Origin of the sequence: Paraburkholderia sp. J63 (assembly GCF_905220245.1) — a bacterium.
Classification (GTDB): domain Bacteria; phylum Pseudomonadota; class Gammaproteobacteria; order Burkholderiales; family Burkholderiaceae; genus Paraburkholderia.
This window is the reverse complement of record NZ_CAJMZF010000034.1, coordinates 22429-42652: the sequence shown is the minus strand read 5'-3', so window position 1 is coordinate 42652 and position 20224 is coordinate 22429. Positions and strand designations below refer to the sequence as shown.

Below are 20224 nucleotides of genomic sequence, written 5' to 3'. Positions count from 1 at the left end.
AACCATGAGCGCGGGCGCATGTCGTTGCGCGTCAGGCGGTGGCGCGCAGGGTCAAGCACGCGGGCCGCGCATTTCACACAATGCGAGTCATGCGGGCGCCGGATTCATGAAGATCGAGCGCACGCCAGCCGTTCAACGTATCGGACGACCGACGCGCATCATCGACGTTTAATCAGCGCTTTCCAGCAACCCCAGCAATTGAGCGCGCAGCACCGCATGCTTGCGCGAGCTCGCGCTCAGTTTGCCGAACAGGTTCTTCACATGCCACTTGGCGGTGACCTCACCCACCCCGATTGCCTGCGCGATCTCCTTGTTCGAGAGATTGCGCGCCAGCAATTCGAGGACTTCGCGCTCCTTGGGCGTGAGCACCATGCTCGGCACCGCGCGGGGCGCGCCCGGCACGCGTGGGAGAGGCCCGGCGCCGCGAGCCGTGCGCGCGGGCGCCGCCGCCGCGATGGCGGCATGCTCGCCGCCGTCTTGCGCCGCCAGGCCGCGCACCCAGTCGGCCAGCGCCGGATGCGCGTCGGCGAAAACGCGCGCGAGGCCATAGGTGCCGGTGAGCCCGATCGCTTCGCGCAGCAGCGGCAGGCCGTCTTCGCCCTGGTGTTTGCGGGCGAGCGCGCGCAGTCCCATGATCTCGATGCGCTCGCGCCCGAGCTTCATCTCGTCGGCGAGCGTCTGGGCGCGGGCGAGCGGTTCGAGCGCCTGCGCCCAATCGTGCCGGGCCAGCGCCGCGTAGGCATGCGTGATGGCCTGGCGCCGCGCGACGTCGCGATGCCAGAGCGGCCCGTGCGATGCTTCGGACTGCTCGACGAGTGCGTCGAGCTGCGCGCTCAGCGCGCGGCACGTCTCGGCGTGTGCGTGGCCCGCGTGGATGCGCACGCGCTCCGCGAGGCTCGCGATGGACAGGCGCGGCAGCGCGCGCGCCGTGCCGGCGGCGTGCATCGCTTCGAGCAGGTCGAGCGCGCGCCGCTCCACGCCCTGGGCCTGCGCCACGCGCGCCGCGTACAGATAGCCGAGCAGCGAAGTCTCGGCGGTGCCGGAACGTTCGAGCACGTCGAGCCGGTTGGCGAGCAGCGCATCGGCCTCGTCCACGCAGCCGCGCTCGAAGAGGGCGGCCGCCAGCACGGCCGCGAGCATGCAGGGCAGCGGATGGCGGCGGCCCAGCTCGGCTTCGGCGCTCGTCAGCGCGGGGCGCAGCACGGTCTCGGCGAGCACGGCCTGGCCTTCGCTCAGGTAGCTCAAGCCGTGCACGAACTCGCCCCAGTGCGCAACGTAGCGGTGCGCCTTGCCGAACTCGCCGCGCGGCGCGAGCTGCAGATGGCGGCGCGCCTGGGCGGCCTCGCCCTGCAGCAGCGCGGCCATCGCGAGGCGGTTCGCGTGCGTCTGGATCTGGCGCGGCTCCCCGAGCGGCGGCGGCTCGTGCCACGGCGCGAGCAGCGCGAGGAAGCGGTCGGGTTCGTCGGCGTACCAGGCCGCACCGCTCAGGATCAGTGCGCATTCGTAGCGCCGCTCGGGCGCGCAGTCGGGCGCCTCGGCCATCGGCGCCACGAGCTGCCCGGCTTGCGCGTGACGCTCGCCGAGCGCGAGCGCCCAGGCGACGGCGAGGCGCAGGTCCGGCTGCCGGTCGAGCTCCGCCGCGGGCAGCAGTTCGAGCCATTCGAGCGCGGCGGCGAGGCGCCCCTGCATGACCGCGCCATAGAGCGAGCGGCCCGCGAGTTCGAACGCCACGCCGCGCTCGCCGGCTGCATGCGCGTGGCGCGCCGCCTCTTCGTGAATGCCATGCGCGGCGAGCCAGTGCATCGCGCGCCGGTGCAGGCCGGCGAGCTCGTCGGGCGGCAGCTCGGCGAGACGCGCGCCCAGCGCCGCGCGTGCGAGCGTATGCAGCCGGCACCAGTCGCTGCCGTCGCTGACCATGAAGATGGGCGTGTCGCGCATGAGCCGCGCGAATTGCGCCGGCGCTTGCGCGTCGTCGAGCAGCGCGCGGCACAGGTCGGGATGCAGCGTGTCGACGAGCGCGAGGCGCGTGAGGAACGCGAGGTCGTCGGGCGCGAGCCGCGCGAGCAGGCTGCCGACCAGATGCTCGCCCTCGACGCCCGGCTGTCCCGACATCGCGTCGATCACGCCGCGCGGGTCGCCGCTCTTCTCCATCGCGGCGAGCGCGAGCTGCAGGCCGAGCGGCCAGCCGTCGGTGAGCTCGTGCAGGCGCGCGCAGCTATCGGTGTCCACGCGCTCGCCGAAGCGCCGGCGCACGAGCGCCAGCGTTTCGGCAAGACGAAAGCGCAGCGCCTCGGGGCCGAGGCAGACGCACTGGCCGTAGGCGCTCAATTCGTCGACGGCGGCCTCGAAGCCGCTGCGCGCGGCCACGACGATGCGCAGGTTCGCGGGCGCATTGTGAAGCAGATAGACCAGCGCCGCGCTGCCCGTGGGCGAGAGGCGCTCGGCTTCGTCGACGATGAGCACGAGATCGAGCGCCGCCTGCGAGACCTCGGCGAGCCAGGCGGTCAGGCCCTCGGTGTCGCCGGGCGCGGCGAAGGTGCCTTCGAGCAGCGTGCGGCCGAACTCGGGCCGCGCGCCGCCCACGCGCACCGCGAGCACGAGGCTGTGCAGGAAGCGCTGCGGGTCGTCGTGCGCATCGGCCGACACCCAGGCGACGGCGGCGCCGCGCGCGAGATGCTCGCGGCGCCATTGCGCGAGCAGCAGCGTCTTGCCGAAGCCGGGCGGCGCCTGCACGACGACGGCGCTCTGGTTGCGCACGGGCTCGCTGTCGAGATTCAGGCGCTCGCGCGCGAGCAGATGGCGCGGCGCGCGCGGCGGCGTGGTCTTGAGCGTGAGTTCGGAAAACGCGGGCGGTGCGCCGTGGCTCGCGGAAGTCATCGGATGAATCGAAATAGGGCGTGGGGGCGGCTTGCGTGCCGGCGAGGTGATCGAGCGAAGCGATCGACGAAGCGCGTAGCGGTTGCGCAGCGCGAGGCCGCGCCGCGTGGCATGCCATGCACGGCGAGCATCGATCCGCCGATTATAGGCACGGCGGGACACTTCCTGACAATCAGGTGAGAAGCGGGGGTAAGCAGCGGGACAGGCACCAGGCAGGGCGAAACACGAGCCTCCCCCTCCTGCAAGGAGGGCGCATTGCGCGCAACCCCGTCCTAGGATGGATTCAGACACGATAGCCGGATGCAACGGGGCCCCGCGCGGCGCAGCAAGCGCGCCGCCGGACCCGGAAACAAGGGTCGAGCAGCAATAGCAGCATTAACAGGAACACCAGGGAGACAGAAGATGGCACATGCGATCAGGTTCCACGAGACCGGCGCGCCCGAAGTGATGCGCTGGGAACAGGTGGACGTGGGCGCGCCCGGTCCGGGCGAGGTGCGGCTGCGGCACGAAGCAGTCGGCCTCAATTTCGCGGACACGTATTTCCGCAGCGGTCTCTATCCGGTGCCGCTGCCCGCGGGCATGGGCGTGGAGGCGGCGGGCGTGGTGGAGGCGGTGGGCGCGGGCGTGACCCACGTGGTGCCGGGCGACCGCGTCACCTACACCGGCTTCGTGAACACGCTGGGCGCCTATAGCACCGAGCGGCTGATTCCGGCGGCGCCGCTCATCAAGCTGCCCGACGCCATCGCCTGCGAGACCGCGGCGGCCATGACGATGCGCGGCCTCACCTCGGCCTACCTCATGCGCCGCATCTGGCCGCTGCAGGCCGGCGAGACGATCCTCGTGCACGCGGCGGCGGGCGGCGTGGGCCTGATCGTCTGCCAGTGGGCGAAGCTGCTCGGGCTCACGGTGATCGGCACGGTGTCGACCGAGGAGAAAGCCGCCATCGCCCGCGCGCATGGCTGCGATCACGTGATCCTCTACCGCAGCGAAGACGTCGCGAAGCGCGTGCGCGAATTGACCGATGGCGTGGGCGTCTCCGTGGTCTACGACAGCGTGGGCCAGGACACCTTCATGGCCTCGCTCGACTCGCTCAAGCGCCGCGGCCTGCTCGTATGCGTGGGCACGGCCTCGGGCAAGGCGCCCGCGTTCGAGCCGCAGATCCTCGCGATGAAGGGCTCGCTCTACGTCACGCGCCCCGCGCTCGCCGACTATATCGCCGACCCCGTGGAGAAGGCCGCGCTCGCCGAGGAGATCTTCGGCCACGTCGCGGCCGGGCGCATCAAGATCGAGATCAACCAGCGCTATGCGCTGCAGGACGCCGTGCAGGCGCACCGCGATATCGAGGCGCGCAAGACGACGGGCTCCTCCGTCTTCACGATCTGAGGCCGCCATCATGAGAGTCGAGCAACTGACCTGCGCCATCGGCGCCGAACTGGTGGGCGTGCATCTCGGCGACGCGGTGCATGACGACGGCCTGTTCGAAGCGATCAAGGCGGCGCTCCTCGAGCACAAGGTGCTGTTCCTGCGCGAGCAGCGCATCACGCGCGCCGAGCACGTGGCCTTCGCGAAACGTTTCGGAGAACTGGAGGATCATCCGGTGGCGGGCAGCCACCCCGAGCATCCGGGCCTCGTGCAGATCTACAAGACGCCCGAGCATCCGAACGACCGCTACGAGAACGCGTGGCACACCGACGCCACCTGGCGCGCGGCGCCGCCGATGGGCGCGGTGCTGCGCTGCGTGGAGTGCCCGCCGGTGGGCGGCGACACCATGTGGGCCAACATGGCGCTGGCCTACGAGAACCTGCCGCCGCACGTGAAGGAGCAGATCGCCGACCTGCGCGCGAGCCACAGCATTCAGGCGAGCTTCGGCGCGGTGATGCCGATCGAAAAGCGCCTCGCCTTGAAGGCGCAGTATCCGGACGCCGAGCATCCCGTGGTGCGCACGCATCCGGAAACGGGCGAGAAAGTGCTGTTCGTGAACGGCTTCACGACGCACTTCGTGAACTATCACACGCCCGCGCGCGTGCGCTTCGGCCAGGACGGCAACCCGGGCGCGGCGCAACTGCTCCAGTACCTCATCAGCCAGGCGTACATCCCCGAGTACCAGGTGCGCTGGCGCTGGCGCCCGGACAGCGTGGCGATCTGGGACAACCGCAGCACCCAGCATTACGCGGTCATGGACTACCCGCCGTGCCATCGCAAGATGGAGCGCGCGGGAATCATCGGCGACGTGCCTTATTGATTCGATGGCGGCGGCCCGGTTGCGACCCAAACGCTACCCGAGCACTACCCAGTCGCGACCCCACATCAGAACCCGACACTGGAGGAAGACATGCAATTTTTCGACGACTCGCTGCACCCGGAGAACATGGAGAAGGTGGTGATCACGGTCGCGCCGTATGGCCCGGAGTGGATGCCCGAAGACTTCCCCGAGGACATTGCCGTCACCATGGAAGAGCAGGTGCAAAAAGCCGTGGACTGCTACAACGCGGGCGCGACGGTGCTGCACTTGCACGTGCGCGAGCTGGACGGCAAGGGCTCCAAGCGGCTTTCCAGGTTCAACGAACTGATTGCGGGCGTGCGCGCCGCGGTGCCGGACATGATCATCCAGGTGGGCGGCTCGATCTCGTTCGCACCCGAAGACGATGGCCAGGCCGCGAAGTGGCTCTCCGACGACACGCGCCACATGCTCGCGGAACTCGAGCCGAAGCCCGACCAGGTGACCGTGGCGATCAACACCACGCAGATGAACATCATGGAGCTGCTCTACCCCGAGTATCTCGAAGGCACGTCGCTCGCGAACCCGGCGCTGCAGGCCGCGTACAGCGAAATGACGGTGCCCGCCGGGCCGCAGTGGCTCGAAGAGCATCTGCGCCGCCTGCAGGCCTCGGGCATCCAGCCGCACTTCCAGCTCACCGGCATGCACGCGCTGGAGACGCTCGAGCGCATCGTGCGCAAGGGCGTCTACCGCGGGCCGCTCAATCTCACGTGGATCGGCATTGGCGGCGGCTTCGACGGCCCGAACCCGTTCAACTTCTTCAACTTCGTGCATCGCGCGCCGCAGGGCTGCACGCTCACGGCCGAGTCGCTGCTCAAGAACGTGCTGCCGTTCAACATGATGGCGATGTCGATGGGGCTGCATCCGCGCTGCGGCATCGAGGACACCATCATCGGCCAGCACGGCCAGCGCATGACCTCGGTCGAGCAGATCGAGCAGTGCGTGCGCGTGGCGCGCGAACTGGGCCGCGAGGTCGCCTCGGGCAAGGAGGCGCGCGCGATTTACCGCATCGGCGAATTTTATAAGGACATCGATGAAACGCTGGCCGCAAATGGCTATTTGCCGAACCGCAAGGCCGCGGGTCTCGGCCTCGTGAAGTCGGCGGCGTGAGCGTCATGCGCCGCGAACCCACCGTCGTCATCGTTCCGGGGTTGCGCGACCACGTCGCGCAGCACTGGCAGACGCTGCTCGAAGGCCGCCTGCGCGCGCAGCACCGGCCCGTGGCCGCCGTGCCGCCCATGGGCCGCGCCGACCTCGATTGCGCGGCGCGCGTCGAGGCCATCGAGGCCGTGGTCGCGCGCATCGAGACGCCCGTGATCGTCGTCGCGCACAGCGGCGGCTGCGTGATGGTCGCGCATTGGGCGAGCCGTTACCCACGCGCGATTGCGGGCGCGCTGCTGGCGGCGCCGCCGGACTTCGAGCAGGCGATGCCCGAGGGCTATCCAACGCTCGAAGCGCTCGACGCGAGCGGATGGCTGCCGGTGCCGCGCGCGCCGCTGCCGTTCGCCTCGATCGTCGCGGCGAGCCGCAACGACCCGCTCGCCCGCTACGAACGCGTGCTCGAACTCGCGCGTGCGTGGCGCAGCGAGGTGGTCGATCTCGGCAATGTCGGGCATTTGAATCCGGCCAGCGGGTTCGGAGAATGGCCCGGCGCCGACGATCTGATCGCCGCGCTCGTGCGGCCCGCGGCAGCGCGCGAGGTGGCCAATGAGTCGGCCAGCGACATGACGAACGCAGCATCGAAGCAAGGCGCGCCGCACGACGCGTCGGAGACCTTGCGCCGCGTTTGAACCACGGCCGCCCGCGCGCCTCGCTTCATGGCGCGCGAGCGGGCGCCGGACCCACTGCAGTTCTCGCGAGGAGACCGCGATGGAGCTGAAAGGAAAGGCAGCAATCGTGACCGGAGCCGGCCGCGGCGCTGGAGAGGGCATCGCGCGCGTGATGGCGCGCGAGGGCGCACGGATCGCGGTCGTGGACCGCGACTTCGAAGCGGCCGAGCGCGTGGCCGCGGCGCTGGTCTCGTCGGACGCGCAAGCGGTGGCGATCCGCGCGGACGTCTCGAAGCAGGCCGATGCGCAGGCGATGGCCGCGCAAACGCAGGCGGCGTTCGGCGCCATCGACATCCTCGTGAACCACGCGGGCGTGGGCGGCACGGCTTCGTTCATGCGCGACGTCACCGAGGAAAACTGGGACCGCGTGATGGACGTGAACGCCAAGGGCATCCTGTTCTGCTGCCAGGCGGTGCTGCCCGCCATGACCGCGCGCGGCAAGGGCAAGATCGTCAACATCGATTCGATTGCGGGCATGCGCATGGCGTTCTTCAGCAGCGTCGAGTACACCGCTTCGAAGCACGCGGTCACGGGGCTCACGCGCCATCTCGCGTGGGAGCTCGCGGACCTGCGCATCAACGTCAACGCCGTCTGCCCAGGCGGCATTCTCACTCCCGCGATCGAATCCTGGGCGACGCCCGAGCGGCGCGCTGACCGGATACGGCGAGGACCTGCGCGCGGTGCTGCGCGCGCGCGTGGGTGAAGCGCAGGCGCAAACAGGCTGAAAAGTCTGACGCGGTAAAAATAAGGATGTCGAAATAAAAAATATTCGGAGACATATATGCAGACGCAAGAATCGCCGCTACGCGGCAAGGTCGCCATCGTGACCGGTGCGGGCCGAGGAACCGGCCGGGCCATTGCGCTCGCCTATGCGCGGCACGGCGCGGCGTTCGGCGGCCTCGACATCGTCGTCATCAACGCGGGTGTGGGCGGTGGCAAGCAACCCATCGAGACGAGCGACCCGCAAACGTGGCGCAGCACGATCGAGGTGAACCTCGTGGGCGCCTATCACTGCGCGCGGGCGGCGATTCCCGCGCTCAAGCGGCGCGGCGCGGGCAAGATCGTCGCCGTGGGCTCCGGTCTCGGGCAGCGCGCGATGACCGGCGCGATGGCGCAGAACACCTTCGAAGGCGAATGGGCCAAGGCGCCCGAGGACGTCGTGCCGCTCGCGGTGTTCCTCGCCGCCCAGCCCGAGCCCGGACCGACCGGGCAGAACTTCAGCCTGATGCGCCGCGACGCGTAATGCGCTTGCCCGGCGTACCGGCGATCATGCCCGCCCATGGCGAGCGTCCATCACGCCGGCGCCAACGAATATTCAAGGAGACGAAAGTGGGAATGCAAGCGACTGCCGCGCTGGGAGATGCCCACGCGGGCGCACCAACCGTATCCCGGGCCTATGCCTGGTGTGTCTTCGCACTGACCTTCGGCCTGCTGCTCGCCGACTATATGTCGCGCCAGGTGCTCAACGCCGTTTTCCCGCTGCTCAAGGCGCAATGGCTGCTCACCGATACCCGGTTAGGATCGCTTAGCAGTGTGGTCGCGGTGATGGTCGGGCTCATGACCTTCCCGCTTTCGCTGCTCGCGGACCGCTGGGGGCGCGTGCGCAGCCTGATCCTCATGGCCGTGCTCTGGAGCTTCGCCACGCTCGGCTGCGCGGTATCGGCGAACTATGGGCAGATGTTCGCGGCGCGCTTCTTCGTGGGCGTGGGTGAGGCGGCTTATGGGAGCGTTGGCCTCGCCGTCGTGTTCAGCGTATTCCCGGCCCACCTGCGCGCCACGCTCTCGGGCTCGTTCCTCGCGGGCGGCGCGTTCGGCTCCATGCTGGGGATGGCCTTGAGCGGCATCGTGGCCGCGCGCTTCGGCTGGCGCTGGTCGTTCGCCACCATGGCGGTATTCGGACTCGTGCTCGCCGCGATCTATCGCCTCGTGGTGACCGAGCGGCGCCTCGCGCCCGAACGCGCGCTCGCGGCACGCGGCAACGCGCGCGACACGCGGCCCCGCTTCACTCCGCGCGGCCTCGCGCAGGCGCTGTTCGCGTCGAAGGCGGTCGTGTTCGCGTATCTGGGCTGCGGCGTGCAACTGATTCTTCCCGGCGCGCTGTTCGCGTGGCTGCCGAGCTATCTCGTGCGCGCCTATGCGATGCGGCTCGACCGCGCGAGCGTGCTGGCCGCCGCCTTCGTGCTGATATCGGGTATCGGCATGATCGTGTGCGGGGTGCTGACCGATCGCATCAGCCGCCGCCACGCGGCCCGCAAATGGACGATGGCCGTGACGTATTGTGCGCTGGTGTTCGTGGCGCTCGCCTCGGCGTTCCATCTGCCGCCGGGGCCGTTGCAGCTCGTGCTGATCGGCGCGGGCATGTTTCTCGCCTCGGGCGTGTGCGGCCCGACCGGCGCGCTGGTGGCCGAGCTCACGCCGCCCTCGATTCACGCGACGGCCATGGCGCTCTGGGCGCTCGCCAACAACCTGCTCGGGCTTGCCGCGGGCCCCGTCATCGCAGGTATGATCGCGGACCGCATGGGCCTGCACGTGGCGCTGCAATGGATCCCGCTCGCGGCGCTCGGCGCCGCGCTGCTGTTCGCGCTCGGCAAGCGCCGGTATCCGGCCGACCTCGCGCGCACGGCAGCCGTGCAGCACGACGCCTGAGCGGTGACGCCGGAGGTGACGCCAGAGGTGACGTGATAGCGGCACAAAAAACAACATAACAACGAGAAGCCAGCAAGCCGTTGAAGACGAGGAAGCAAGACAGCGGGCCGAAAGGAAACCAGCGGAAACCAGCGGCCTTGACAATAGTTTGGAGGAGACAGCATGAAACTGAAGTGGAGCGTCGTGGCCGCACTCGCGGTCATGGCCGGCGCGGCGCACGCGCAATCGTCGGTGACGCTGTATGGCGCCATCGATACGGGCCTGTTCTACCAGAGGACGTCGGCGGCCTCGTTCGCCACGGGCGCGAAGAATCTGGGCCACGTCTACGCGTTGAAGGACGCGGGCATCTATTCGAGCTTCTGGGGCATCCGGGGCACCGAGGACATCGGCGGCGGCTACAAGGTCAATTTCCGCCTGCAAGGCGTGTTCAACAGCGGCACCGGCAAGCTCGGTCTCGCGGACACCACGGGCGCCACGGCCGTGCTCAACCAGCAGACGACCATCGGCGTTTCGGGGCCGTTCGGCTCGTTCGACGCGGGGCGCCAGTTCACGCCCATGATCTACGCGATGGCCGAAACCGACGTGCGCGCCGCGCAGTACTTCGGCAGCATCCTGAGCGCGTGGCTCGGAGTGAACCAGGCGGCGGGCTGGGGCGGCACCAACACCAACGTGCCGGTGGGCGCGCTGTACGACAGCAACGCGCTCGTCTATCAGACGCCCAAGTTCTACGGCGCCTCGCTGGGGCTCGAATATGCGCCGGGCGGCGTGCCGGGGCAGTTCCAGGGCGGCACGCGCGAATCGGCCGTGCTCAAGTATTCCAACTACGGCCTGAACCTGGCCGCGGTCTACTACAACGGGCACGACACGAACCTGCCGGCCACCGCGAGCGCGACCGGCCTCGACAACAACCGCTTCTACTATTTCGGCGCGAAGTACACGTTCCATGGGCTCTCGGTGTCGGCCTCGTATGGCCTCGGCAAGAATCCGTCGAACACGGGCCACGCGGACATCGAAATGATCTCGGGCGGCATCGGCTACGCGTTCAATCCCTTCTTCAAGATCACCTCGGGCGTCTATTATCTGAAGGATCGCAACGACTCGGCCAATCATTCGACCGAATACGCACTGGGGGCGGAATACAGCGTGTCCAAGCGCACGCTGCTCTACGCCCAGGTGGGCTACGTCGCGAACCGCGGCACCATGAACCAGACGATCACCTATGGCGAGCCCGTTGCGCCCGGCGTCTCGACCACGGCGGCGATGCTCGGCATTCGCCATACCTTCTGACCTTGCGACGGACCAACAGGAGTGCTTCCATGAATAACAAAGGATTCCTTCGTATCTGCGCGATGGCGTCGATCTGCGCGCTGCTGGGCGGCGCGTGCGCCGGGGCCTGGGCGCAGGGTGGCGAAGCGTCGCCCGGCGAGTCGTCCGGGGCGATGGCCGCGCCGGCGGCCTCCACGCCGAAGGAGGTGCGCAAGGCCAACCGTGCGCTGAGCCGCAAGGTGTATGCCGCGCTCGCGAAGCACAAGGAGATCGACGCGGGCAGCATCAGCATCGTGGCGAGAAACGGCGCCGTGACGCTCAACGGCACCGTGACCGAGGCCAGCCAGATCGATACCGTGGCCGAGGTCGCCAGGGCCGTGCCCGGCGTGAAGTCGGTGACGAACCGGCTCTCGGTGCAGCGGCCGATCGGCCAATAGAGGCGAACAGGGGCGAATAGTTCTCCGGCAGACATCCAGCCGGCGCTTCACGAAGAAAACCCGGCGCGCGTGCCATGCCCGTGCACATGCGCCGGAATGCTCACGCCTTGAAGAGAGAGGACCTCCGCATGACCTTCGATACCCGCCCCGAAGCTTCGGCCACGCCGGTTTGCGACGCAATGCATGAAAGCGGCGCCTGGAATCCGCTTTGGGATCCCTTTGCCCAGCTCGACGCGGCATGGACCGAAAAATTCATGGCGCTGGCCGTGGAGCCGCACAAGGTGCTCGATGCCAAAACCATCGAGTTCATTTCCATTGCCGTGAACGCCGCATGCACCCACATGTACGCGCCGGGCGTGCGCCGGCACATACGGCGCGCGCTCGACGTGGGCGCGACGCCCGAGGAAATTGTGGCCGTGCTGCAGGGCGTGGTGACGCTCGGCATCCACAGCATGAGCCTTGGCGCGCCCATCCTGCTAGAGGAGCTCGAACGGCGCGGCCAGCCCGGCGCATGAGACCGTGATGGGCGCGCCGCTCGCCGTTCACGCGATGCATGCGCGGGCTTGCGGCGCGCCCGAATGGCCTGCATGTGGCCTGCGTGCGCGAGGCTCGCCTGCCGGGCGTCACATCGCTGGCGGCCTGGCGGCGGCGCCGTTGACCGACGCCTCGTCGCGCTTCACCCAGTCCCAGATGGCGTCGGGTACGCGGAACACCGAATTCGGCGTCGGCTGCTCCGGTGTCCACTGTGCCTTGCCCGTGGTCTTGTCGGTGCGCAGGCGCCCGACCGGCGCGCCGTCGAGCCGCCGGATCTCCAGCGTATCCGCGCCCGCCGGCACCGCGTAGTACCCGTCCTGAAACAGCCACGCCGCATGCGTCTTGTCCAGCCACGCCGCCGCCTTGCCCGGGTCCGCAATGCGGCTCTCGTTGCCGTCCCACGTCGTGGGCGCCCTCGCCCCCGGAACCGAAGGCGGCGTCACCCTCGCGCCGTTGCCGTCCTTCATCGCCCACGTCGAATAGTCCCCCTCGTCGCCCGCGCTCACGCAGAGCGCCGACTGATTGCCCCCGCGTGACAGGTACTTGTTGTCCTCCGCGTGAACCAGCCGGCCGTTCGTAGCGGAACACGCCGTTGAGCGAGGCGGGATCGTCGGGGCGCCTGCCCAGTTTCAGATTGCCTTGGCTATCCACGCCGAGCGTGCGGTTGGCATCGTTGGCGTCGTGAAAGCGGCCGTCGTCGCCGTAGACGAAGCCAACGGTCTGAGGCGTCTCGATCTGGTCCGCTGGAGTCCAGATCAGGACGACACGAGCTCGAAGCATTCACGCCGCCGCCACCGTCAACCATGATTTCACCTCGCGATAGGGTTTGGCTGTTTGCGCGTAGCAAACCCGTTCGTGGACGATCCCCGAGCGTGGTGTTGCAGCCGCTCAGTCAGGCTAACGAAAGCCTCTCTGCGCGAGGTAATAACAGAACAAAGCCGAACCATAAGGCCGGCCGATAAAACAGATCGCCAATGGCGACTTTTATTATGTTGATGGGGTTTATACGATGAGAGGGCAAACACACACATGCCGCCCCCATCGCAGGCGGTCCGGGAGGAACGATGGAGCACAAGGCCCGCACCCAAAACGAGCAGCTCGAGGTCAAGACCACGACCTGCTATATGTGCGCCTGCCGATGCGGTATTCGCGTCCATTTGCGTGACGGCGAGGTCCGCTACATCGATGGCAACCCCGAGCATCCGCTCAATCAGGGCGTAATCTGCGCGAAAGGCTCGTCGGGGATCATGAAGCAGTACTCGCCCGCGCGGCTCACGCAGCCGCTCGTGCGCAAGCGCGGCGCCGAGCGCGGCACCGCACAATTCGAGCCGGTGTCGTGGGACGTGGCGTTCGACATGCTCGAAAAGCGCCTCGCCCACCTGCGCGCCACCGATCCCAGGCAGTTCGCGCTCTTCACCGGACGCGACCAGATGCAGGCCCTGACGGGCCTGTTCGCCAAACAGTTCGGCACGCCTAACTATGCGGCGCACGGCGGGTTCTGTTCCGCGAACATGGCGGCGGGCATGATCTACACGATGGGCGGCTCGTTCTGGGAGTTCGGCGGCCCCGACCTCGACCACGCGAAGCTGTTCTTCATGATCGGCACGGCCGAGGACCATCACTCGAATCCGCTGAAGATTGCGATCTCGAAGTTCAAGCGCGCGGGCGGCCGCTTTATCGCCATCAACCCGGTGCGCACGGGCTACGCGGCCATTGCCGACGAATGGGTGCCGATTCGCCCCGGCACGGACGGCGCGCTCTTCATGGCGCTAATGCACGAGCTGATCGAGACCGGCGCCTACGATCACGAGTTCGTCGCGCGCTACACGAACGGCGCGGAACTGCTCGACATGCGCACGGAAAGCGACGCCTACGGCCTGTTCGTGCGCGACCCCGGCGTGGAGGAGCGCAACGCGCTGTTCCCGCAGAATCACCTGTGGTGGGATCTGGAGACGCAGCGCGCCGTGCCGCACCATACGCCGGGCGCGCGCCCCGCGCTCGAAGGGCGCTACACGCTGGAAGACGGCACGAGCGTCGCGCCCTCGTTTACCCTGCTGCGCGAGCGCATGGCCGATTGCACGCCCGAATGGGCCGCGGAAATCACCGGCATTCCCGCCGATACGATCCGCAGGCTCGCGCGCGAAATGGCCGAGGTGGCGCGCGACCAGAAGATCACGCTGCCGATCCGCTGGACCGACGCCTGGGGCGAAACGCACGAGACCGTCACGGGCGTGCCGATCGCCTTTCACGCGATGCGCGGCCTCGCGGCGCATTCGAACGGCTTTCAGTCGATCCGCGCGCTGGCCGTGCTGATGTCGCTGATGGGCACGATCGACCGGCCGGGCGGCTTTCGCCACAAGTCGCCGTATCCGCGCGCCGTGCCGCCCTCGGCGAAACCGCCTAACAAACCCGAAGACGTCAAGCCGAACACGCCGCTCGCCAACGGCCCGCTCGGCTGGCCCTCGGCGCCCGAGGACCTGTTCATCGACGAAAACGGCGGCCCGGTGCGCATCGACAAGGCGTTCTCGTGGGAGTATCCGCTTGCCGTGCACGGCCTCATGCACAGCGTGATCACGAACGCGTGGCGCGGCGACCCCTATCCGATCGACACGCTGCTGATCTTCATGGCGAACATGGCGTGGAATTCGTCGATGAATACCGTCGAAGTCCGCAAGATGCTCGCGGACAAGCACGAGAACGGCGAGTACAAGATTCCGTTCCTCGTGGTGTGCGATGCGTTCCAGTCGGAGATGACGGCTTTTGCCGATCTGATTCTGCCCGATACGACCTACCTCGAACGCCATGACGCGATGTCGATGCTCGACCGCCCGATCTCGGAGTTCGACGGTCCCGTGGATTCCGTGCGCGTGCCCGTGGTGCCGCCCACGGGCGAGTGCAAGCCCTTCCAGGAAGTGCTGGTCGAGCTTGCGGGCCGCCTCAAGCTGCCCGCTTTCATGACGCCGGAGGGCGAGCGCAAGTATCGCGACTACCCTGACTTCATCGTCAATCACCAGACGGCGCCTGGTTCGGGCGTGGGCTTCCTGATCGGCTGGCGCGGCAAGGACGGCAAGGACGCGCTCGTGGGCGAGCCCAATCCGCGCCAGTGGGAGGAATACGCCAAGCACAACTGCGTCTACCACTACACGCTGCCCGAGGGCCTGCAGTACATGCGCAACTGCAACGGGCCGTATCTGGACTTCGCCGTCGAAAAAGGCTTTCGCAAGTTCAATACGCCGATCATCATCGCGCTCTATTCGGACGTGATGCAGAAGTTTCGCCTTGCCGCCCAAGGCAAGACCCAGGGGCGCCAGCCGCCGGACCATTTGCGCGCGCGCGTGGAGCGGTATTTCGATCCGCTGCCGTTCTATCACGAGCCGCTTGAGCACGCCGCCACCGATCACGCGAAGTACCCGCTCGCGGCGGTCACGCAGCGGCCGATGGCGATGTATCACTCGTGGGATTCGCAGAACGCGTGGCTGCGCCAGATTCATGGGGAGAACTATCTATATATGAATCCGCGCACGGCCGCCGCGCAGGGCATCGCAGACGGCGCGTGGATCTACGTGGAATCGCAATGGGGCAAGGTGCGCTGCCTCGCGCGCTATAGCGAAGCGGTGGAGCCGGGCACGGTGTGGACGTGGAATGCGATCGGCAAGGCGGCGGGCGCGTGGAATCTCGGCCCGGACGCGAACGAATCGCAGCGCGGCTTCCTGCTCAATCACCTGATCTCGGACGAAATACCGGAGGCGCAGCGCAATGGCCGCGTCTCGAACTCCGATCCCATCACGGGGCAGGCCGCGTGGTACGACGTGCGCGTGCGCATCTATCCCGCCGAGCACGACGCCGACCACACGCTGCCGCAGTTCGCGCCCATGCAGGCGTTGCCCGGCATCACGGGCACGGGGCCGGCCGCGATGCTCCAGCGCGTCGTGCAGACCTATTTCGCGGGACGCGGCGAGTTCGCGCGGCGGCTGCGCAAAGCCACTCAAGACCATTGATGTGAGGAGCACGCTATGACACAGATGGCGCTCGTAATCGATCTGAACGTGTGCGTGGGCTGCCACGCGTGCGTGACGAGCTGCAAGGAGTGGAACACGTCGGGCGAGGCGGGCAGCCTCGCGGATATCCGCCCTTACGACGCGGACCCCACCGGCACGTTCTTCAACCGCGTGCAGACCTTCGAAGCCGGCGAATATCCGCTCACCGACACGATTCATTTCCCGAAGTCCTGCCTGCACTGCGAAGATCCGCCGTGCGTGCCGGTCTGTCCGACCGGGGCAAGCTACAAGCGCAAGGAAGACGGCCTCGTGCTGGTCGACTACGACCGCTGCATCGGCTGCAAGTACTGCTCGTGGGCTTGCCCCTATGGCGCGCGCGAACTGGACGAAGAGCGCAAGGAGATGACGAAGTGCACACTGTGCACCGACCGCATCCATAACGAGGCGCTGCCCGAGCGCGACCGCAAGCCCGCATGCGTGCTGGCGTGCCCGACCTCGGCGCGCCTGTTCGGCGACATTCACGACCCGGACTCGGTGGTGTCGAAGGCGATCCGCGAGCGCGGCGGCTATCAGCTCATGCCCGAATGGGGCACGCGGCCCGCCAATCACTATCTGCCGCGCCAGAAGGTCTCGTCGTGCGGCGGCGGATCGTGTTCGTGCAACGGCGACGCCGCCGAAGGCGCATCGGCATCGCTCGAATCGCAGGTCGAACGCGGCGAGCTGCATCTCGCCTCGATCGCGTCGCGCGCCCCGGCGCAATAACCCACTCCACGGACCAGGGAGCAAACATGAATCCGGCATTTTCCGTGGTGTTTCTCACCACCTTGAGCGGCGCGGCGCAGGGCCTCGTGATCGCGCTCGTGGGCGTGGAGGCGGCGGCCCAGCTTGGCCTCGTCGATGGGGCGGCGGTGCCGCCGCTTTTCTACGTGGTAGGGGCGGCGCTTTCGTGCCTGCTCGGCGCGGCGGGGCTCGTGGCGTCGTTCTTCCATCTCGGGCATCCCGAGCGCGCATGGCGCGCCATCGCGATGTGGCGCACGTCGTGGCTCTCGCGCGAATGTCTGTGCCTTCCGCTGTTCCTCGCCTGCACGTTCGCCTACGGCGTCGCGCACTGGTGCGGCCTGCCGCATACGCTCGCGATCGGCGCCGTGGCCGTGGTGGCGAGCGGGCTGCTGTTCGTCTGCACGGGCATGATCTACGCGTGCCTGCGCTTCCTTCAGGAATGGGCGACGCCGCTCACGCTCGTCAATTTCGCGCTGCTCGGCTGTGCTTCGGGCTTCACGCTTGCGACGGTGTGCGCCGCGTGGCTCGCGCCTGGCCTGCTGGGGCCGCTTGCGGCGCTGGCCTGTCTGCTGACGCTGGGCGGCTGCGCCTCGCGTGTCGCCTCGCTCGTGCGCAATGCGCGGCTGCGGCCCAAATCGACGGTGCAGAGCGCGACCGGCATTCGCGGCGCGCGCGTCGAGCAGAAGTCGCGCGGCTTCACGGCCGGCGCATTCAATCTGCGCGAGTTCTTCCACGGCAAGACGCCGCGCACGCTCAAGCGGATCAAGTGGACGTTTCTCATTGCCGCGTTTGCCGTGCCTTTCGTGCTCGTGGCGTTTGGGGCGAATGTGCGGCCGGTGGGGGCGTCGCTGGCTTTGCTGTGTGCGGCCGCGGCGATTCAGTATGCGGGCCTCGTGGCTGAGCGGTGGTTCTTTTTCGCGGAGGCGAGGCATCCGCAGAATCTTTATTACCGGCAGGCTTAGTTTGGTGGTCACAGGGCAGATACCTGGGCGTGCCTCCAGCGCAGGACCATTGCGCGCAATGGTCCTGCGCCGCGGAGCGCAACGATGGCGTGCGCGCGGTTTGCCGGACCGTACTGCTGGCCGCCGCGGCGCGAGTTACTTGAGCAGCGTCATCTGCACCACCTTCACGATAACGAGGCCCACGGCGATCAGCAAATAGCCGCGCAGCACACCCATCCAGACACGCTTGGCGAGCGTGAGGTTTGGCGCGGGCAGTTCGGCGAGCGGGGGCATGCGCCAGGTGTCGCGTGCATGCTTCGGCCACGCCTGCACCGTCGCGCTTTCGGCCGGATCGCGGCGCAACTTGCGCATACCGAGCGTTATCGCGAAGCCAACGATGGCGAGCACCGTGCCGCCCAGCAGCATGTCGATAATCGTTTCGCCCGACATGTCCGGGTACATCACCGAGGCGGTCAGGATGACCGACAGCATCACCAGCACCCAGATCACAGCGCCAGTGAAGAAGTTGAGCTTCTTCGAGTTCACCCACGGCCCGAGCACGGCCTTGTCGTTGCACAGCAGCAGCAGAAACACCGTCGCGCTCGGCAGCAGCACGCCGGCAAGCGTCTGCACCGCTTCGGTGAGCAGGCCAAGCGGGCTGCCCGGGATCAGAACCAGTGCCGCAGCCACCGCGACAATACCGAAATACACCACGTAAAAGCCCTTCGCATCCGATACGCCGCGATGCAGGGAGTGGCGAATCCGGAACACGTCGCCAACCGCATACGCGGTTGAAAGCGACACCGCCGCCGCACCGATAATCGCCGCGTCGAACAGCGCGATCGCAAACAGCACGGCGGCAGTGTGACCGGCATATTTCTGGAGGCCGGCGATCACCCCGCCCGCGTCGGTGAAGTTGCCGAACTCCGGCTTGCCCGCATACAGTTGCGCGCAGAAGCCGATCATGGCCACCGCGCCGATCAGCACGAACACGATGCCGATCCACAGATCCGCCTTCTCGTATTTCATGAAGCGCGGCGTAATGCGCTTGTCCACCACATAGCTCTGCTGGAAGAACAACTGCCACGGCGCCACCGTCGTACCGACGATGCCGATCACGAGCAGCATCACGTCCGAGAGCTTCGCGTGCGAGGGCCAGTTCGGGACGAAGAAGTCGCGCGCCATCTGGCCGACGGGCGGGTGAATCGAAACCAGGACCGGTACGAGCAGCAGGCTCAGCAGACACAACCCGACCGCAAAGCGCTCGAAGCGTCTGAAGTTGCCCGTGCTCACCGCCGCCATCGTCAGCGCCGCGGCGATGCAGACGCCAAAAATCTTCTGGATACCGAAGAAGTCGAGCACGAATGTGATGCCGATGAACTCGGTGACGATCGTCAGCGCATTCAGCAGAAACAGGTCGATCGCGCTGAAGGCGCCCCAGAACTTGCCGAAACGCTCGAAGATGAGTCGCGCGTGACCCACGCCCGTCACTGCGCCGAGGCGCAGCACCATTTCCTGATTGACGTACAGCACCGGGACCAGCAGCAGCATGGTCCACAGAAGCGTCGTGCCATAGTTTTGTCCCGCCTGCGTATAAGTACCGAATGCACCGGCATCGTTATCGCCCACCATCACGATCAGGCCGGGGCCGAGAATCGCGAGCAGGGTGCGAAAGCGCGCCCACCATGTGGTGCGCGGGGCGCTATCGTGGCGGGCGATTGTGCCGAGTGCGCCCTGGATATCGCCGAGGTGCGCGTCATCGAGCACGGCGCTGCGTTCGAGCGGCGCGCCACGGCCCGAAGCAAGTTTGGTTGGAGTCGACATTATTTTCTGCCTGATAAAGGGGTTTCTGGAAAGCCTGAGACGCCATCATGCGCGGGGGGCGCCGCCCCGTGAATCGCCTTTTCCGGCAAAGCGTACGTTGGCAACACGCGTGTCGACCCATGCGCACTGTCTACGGCGCACGCGCACGAACGCAGCCGCAAGCAACGGCTCGCGACACGGTGCCAGCGGATGAAGGCGAACGCGAGAGCACGCGAACAGCGTGCGCGCACGAGCGCGGCATCCGGATGGCGCTAATTCAAAGGGTGCACGGGAATGAGACTACGGCGCGCACCGTCTGCCTGATGGCGGGACGGCGGCGTAAGAAGGGGCGCGGACGTCAGGCCGGTCAGGCAGAAAAACAGATCGAAGATCGACTACTGCAAGAGTCCACGGCGTGGGCCCCCGGTGGTGAAGATGGGCGCATTCTAGTGACGGATAAAATGCGAGTCAACACGTTTTCCTAAGCAGAGCCAAAGTATCTGGCAAGCGGGCAATGCGGCACGCAATGGTGGGCTTGAGTCTTTCATCTGCCTGATGGCGAAGGGAAAAAGAAAGGCTTGCGACCGGCGCGCAATGCAAAGGGGATGCGTCGCGCGAGCGCTGCGGCGGGCGGCCATGGCAGTCATTCGACGGATCTTTCGCACGGCGATTGCATAGATGTTTTTTTTCTTGCGGTTTTTTGGACGTGGCGAATACAATGCGCCCGTCTCATCGAAAGGAGTCCCTCGTGGACACATGCTCTAGTAGTGGAAGTCCGATGCCGGCCCGCGCCGGCAATATGACCGCGAGATAGCCGCAAAGGGCCACAGGGCCC

16 protein-coding genes are annotated in these 20224 nt (G+C 67.4%); 13 read left to right on the top strand and 3 right to left on the bottom strand.

Annotation, left to right across the window (positions count from 1 at the left end):
- Positions 1 to 168: 168 nt before the first annotated feature.
- The gene (locus U5775_RS28355) at positions 169 to 2877 is read right to left on the bottom strand and encodes a LuxR C-terminal-related transcriptional regulator (RefSeq protein ID WP_322061426.1); all 2709 of its coding nucleotides are present in this window, start codon (positions 2875 to 2877) and stop codon (positions 169 to 171) included.
- Between the two features lie 402 nt (positions 2878 to 3279).
- On the opposite strand from U5775_RS28355, the gene U5775_RS28350 reads away from it, so the two are divergent.
- The 10 genes from U5775_RS28350 to U5775_RS28305 all read left to right on the top strand — a co-directional run bounded on the left by U5775_RS28350 (position 3280) and on the right by U5775_RS28305 (position 11848).
- Positions 3280 to 4260: a quinone oxidoreductase gene (locus U5775_RS28350; RefSeq protein WP_322061425.1), complete on the top strand. Its 981-nt coding sequence runs from the start codon at positions 3280 to 3282 to the stop codon at positions 4258 to 4260.
- Between the two features lie 10 nt (positions 4261 to 4270).
- The gene (locus tag U5775_RS28345; RefSeq protein WP_322061424.1) at positions 4271 to 5119 is read left to right on the top strand and encodes a TauD/TfdA dioxygenase family protein; all 849 of its coding nucleotides are present in this window, start codon (positions 4271 to 4273) and stop codon (positions 5117 to 5119) included.
- Between the two features lie 90 nt (positions 5120 to 5209).
- Entirely contained in the window at positions 5210 to 6265 is a 1056-nt protein-coding gene (locus U5775_RS28340) for a 3-keto-5-aminohexanoate cleavage protein (protein WP_322061423.1), read from the top strand.
- Between the two features lie 5 nt (positions 6266 to 6270).
- Complete coding sequence (locus tag U5775_RS28335) at positions 6271 to 6945, top strand: RBBP9/YdeN family alpha/beta hydrolase (protein ID WP_322061422.1); 675 nt, start codon at positions 6271 to 6273, stop codon at positions 6943 to 6945.
- A 79-nt stretch (positions 6946 to 7024) separates the two neighbouring features.
- Complete coding sequence (locus U5775_RS28330) at positions 7025 to 7687, top strand: SDR family NAD(P)-dependent oxidoreductase (protein WP_322061421.1); 663 nt, start codon at positions 7025 to 7027, stop codon at positions 7685 to 7687.
- Between the two features lie 78 nt (positions 7688 to 7765).
- Positions 7766 to 8227, top strand: a complete 462-nt coding sequence (locus tag U5775_RS28325; protein ID WP_322061420.1) for an SDR family NAD(P)-dependent oxidoreductase — start codon at positions 7766 to 7768, stop codon at positions 8225 to 8227.
- Between the two features lie 92 nt (positions 8228 to 8319).
- Positions 8320 to 9630, top strand: a complete 1311-nt coding sequence (locus tag U5775_RS28320; RefSeq protein ID WP_322061419.1) for an MFS transporter — start codon at positions 8320 to 8322, stop codon at positions 9628 to 9630.
- 162 nt (positions 9631 to 9792) lie between these two features.
- Positions 9793 to 10917, top strand: coding sequence for a porin (locus U5775_RS28315; RefSeq protein ID WP_322061418.1), 1125 nt, complete (start codon positions 9793 to 9795; stop codon positions 10915 to 10917).
- Between the two features lie 29 nt (positions 10918 to 10946).
- Positions 10947 to 11333, top strand: a complete 387-nt coding sequence (locus U5775_RS28310) for a BON domain-containing protein (RefSeq protein ID WP_322061417.1) — start codon at positions 10947 to 10949, stop codon at positions 11331 to 11333.
- A gap of 128 nt (positions 11334 to 11461) precedes the next feature.
- The gene (locus U5775_RS28305) at positions 11462 to 11848 is read left to right on the top strand and encodes a carboxymuconolactone decarboxylase family protein (protein ID WP_322061416.1); all 387 of its coding nucleotides are present in this window, start codon (positions 11462 to 11464) and stop codon (positions 11846 to 11848) included.
- A 108-nt stretch (positions 11849 to 11956) separates the two neighbouring features.
- Here U5775_RS28305 and U5775_RS28300 read toward each other — a convergent pair whose 3' ends face one another.
- Positions 11957 to 12373, bottom strand: coding sequence for a hypothetical protein (locus tag U5775_RS28300; protein ID WP_322061415.1), 417 nt, complete (start codon positions 12371 to 12373; stop codon positions 11957 to 11959).
- Positions 12374 to 12931: 558 nt separating this feature from the next.
- Here U5775_RS28300 and U5775_RS28295 point away from each other — a divergent pair.
- Genes U5775_RS28295 through U5775_RS28285 form a run of 3 tightly spaced genes read left to right on the top strand, consistent with a single transcriptional unit; the run spans position 12932 to position 17607 of the window.
- A complete protein-coding gene (locus tag U5775_RS28295) occupies positions 12932 to 15865 on the top strand; it encodes a molybdopterin oxidoreductase family protein (RefSeq protein WP_322061414.1) in 2934 nt (977 codons plus the stop codon).
- A gap of 15 nt (positions 15866 to 15880) precedes the next feature.
- Positions 15881 to 16627, top strand: coding sequence for a 4Fe-4S dicluster domain-containing protein (locus U5775_RS28290; RefSeq protein WP_322061413.1), 747 nt, complete (start codon positions 15881 to 15883; stop codon positions 16625 to 16627).
- Between the two features lie 26 nt (positions 16628 to 16653).
- A complete protein-coding gene (locus U5775_RS28285; RefSeq protein ID WP_322061412.1) occupies positions 16654 to 17607 on the top strand; it encodes a dimethyl sulfoxide reductase anchor subunit family protein in 954 nt (317 codons plus the stop codon).
- Positions 17608 to 17742: 135 nt separating this feature from the next.
- Here U5775_RS28285 and U5775_RS28280 read toward each other — a convergent pair whose 3' ends face one another.
- Positions 17743 to 19410 carry an NRAMP family divalent metal transporter gene (locus U5775_RS28280; RefSeq protein ID WP_322061411.1) on the bottom strand — a complete coding sequence of 556 codons (1668 nt, stop codon included), beginning with the start codon at positions 19408 to 19410 and terminating at the stop codon, positions 17743 to 17745.
- Positions 19411 to 20224 lie beyond the last annotated feature (814 nt).

Bases quoted from the DNA above. Each gene is read 5' to 3' on its own strand.
- U5775_RS28355 (WP_322061426.1), bottom strand. From the start codon at position 2,877: ATGACTTCCGCGAGCCACGGCGCACCGCCCGCGTTTTCCGAACTCACG.
- U5775_RS28350 (WP_322061425.1), top strand. From the start codon at position 3,280: ATGGCACATGCGATCAGGTTCCACGAGACCGGCGCGCCCGAAGTGATG.
- U5775_RS28345 (WP_322061424.1), top strand. From the start codon at position 4,271: ATGAGAGTCGAGCAACTGACCTGCGCCATCGGCGCCGAACTGGTGGGC.
- U5775_RS28340 (WP_322061423.1), top strand. From the start codon at position 5,210: ATGCAATTTTTCGACGACTCGCTGCACCCGGAGAACATGGAGAAGGTG.
- U5775_RS28335 (WP_322061422.1), top strand. From the start codon at position 6,271: ATGCGCCGCGAACCCACCGTCGTCATCGTTCCGGGGTTGCGCGACCAC.
- U5775_RS28330 (WP_322061421.1), top strand. From the start codon at position 7,025: ATGGAGCTGAAAGGAAAGGCAGCAATCGTGACCGGAGCCGGCCGCGGC.
- U5775_RS28325 (WP_322061420.1), top strand. From the start codon at position 7,766: ATGCAGACGCAAGAATCGCCGCTACGCGGCAAGGTCGCCATCGTGACC.
- U5775_RS28320 (WP_322061419.1), top strand. From the start codon at position 8,320: ATGCAAGCGACTGCCGCGCTGGGAGATGCCCACGCGGGCGCACCAACC.
- U5775_RS28315 (WP_322061418.1), top strand. From the start codon at position 9,793: ATGAAACTGAAGTGGAGCGTCGTGGCCGCACTCGCGGTCATGGCCGGC.
- U5775_RS28310 (WP_322061417.1), top strand. From the start codon at position 10,947: ATGAATAACAAAGGATTCCTTCGTATCTGCGCGATGGCGTCGATCTGC.
- U5775_RS28305 (WP_322061416.1), top strand. From the start codon at position 11,462: ATGACCTTCGATACCCGCCCCGAAGCTTCGGCCACGCCGGTTTGCGAC.
- U5775_RS28295 (WP_322061414.1), top strand. From the start codon at position 12,932: ATGGAGCACAAGGCCCGCACCCAAAACGAGCAGCTCGAGGTCAAGACC.
- U5775_RS28290 (WP_322061413.1), top strand. From the start codon at position 15,881: ATGACACAGATGGCGCTCGTAATCGATCTGAACGTGTGCGTGGGCTGC.
- U5775_RS28285 (WP_322061412.1), top strand. From the start codon at position 16,654: ATGAATCCGGCATTTTCCGTGGTGTTTCTCACCACCTTGAGCGGCGCG.
- U5775_RS28280 (WP_322061411.1), bottom strand. From the start codon at position 19,410: ATGTCGACTCCAACCAAACTTGCTTCGGGCCGTGGCGCGCCGCTCGAA.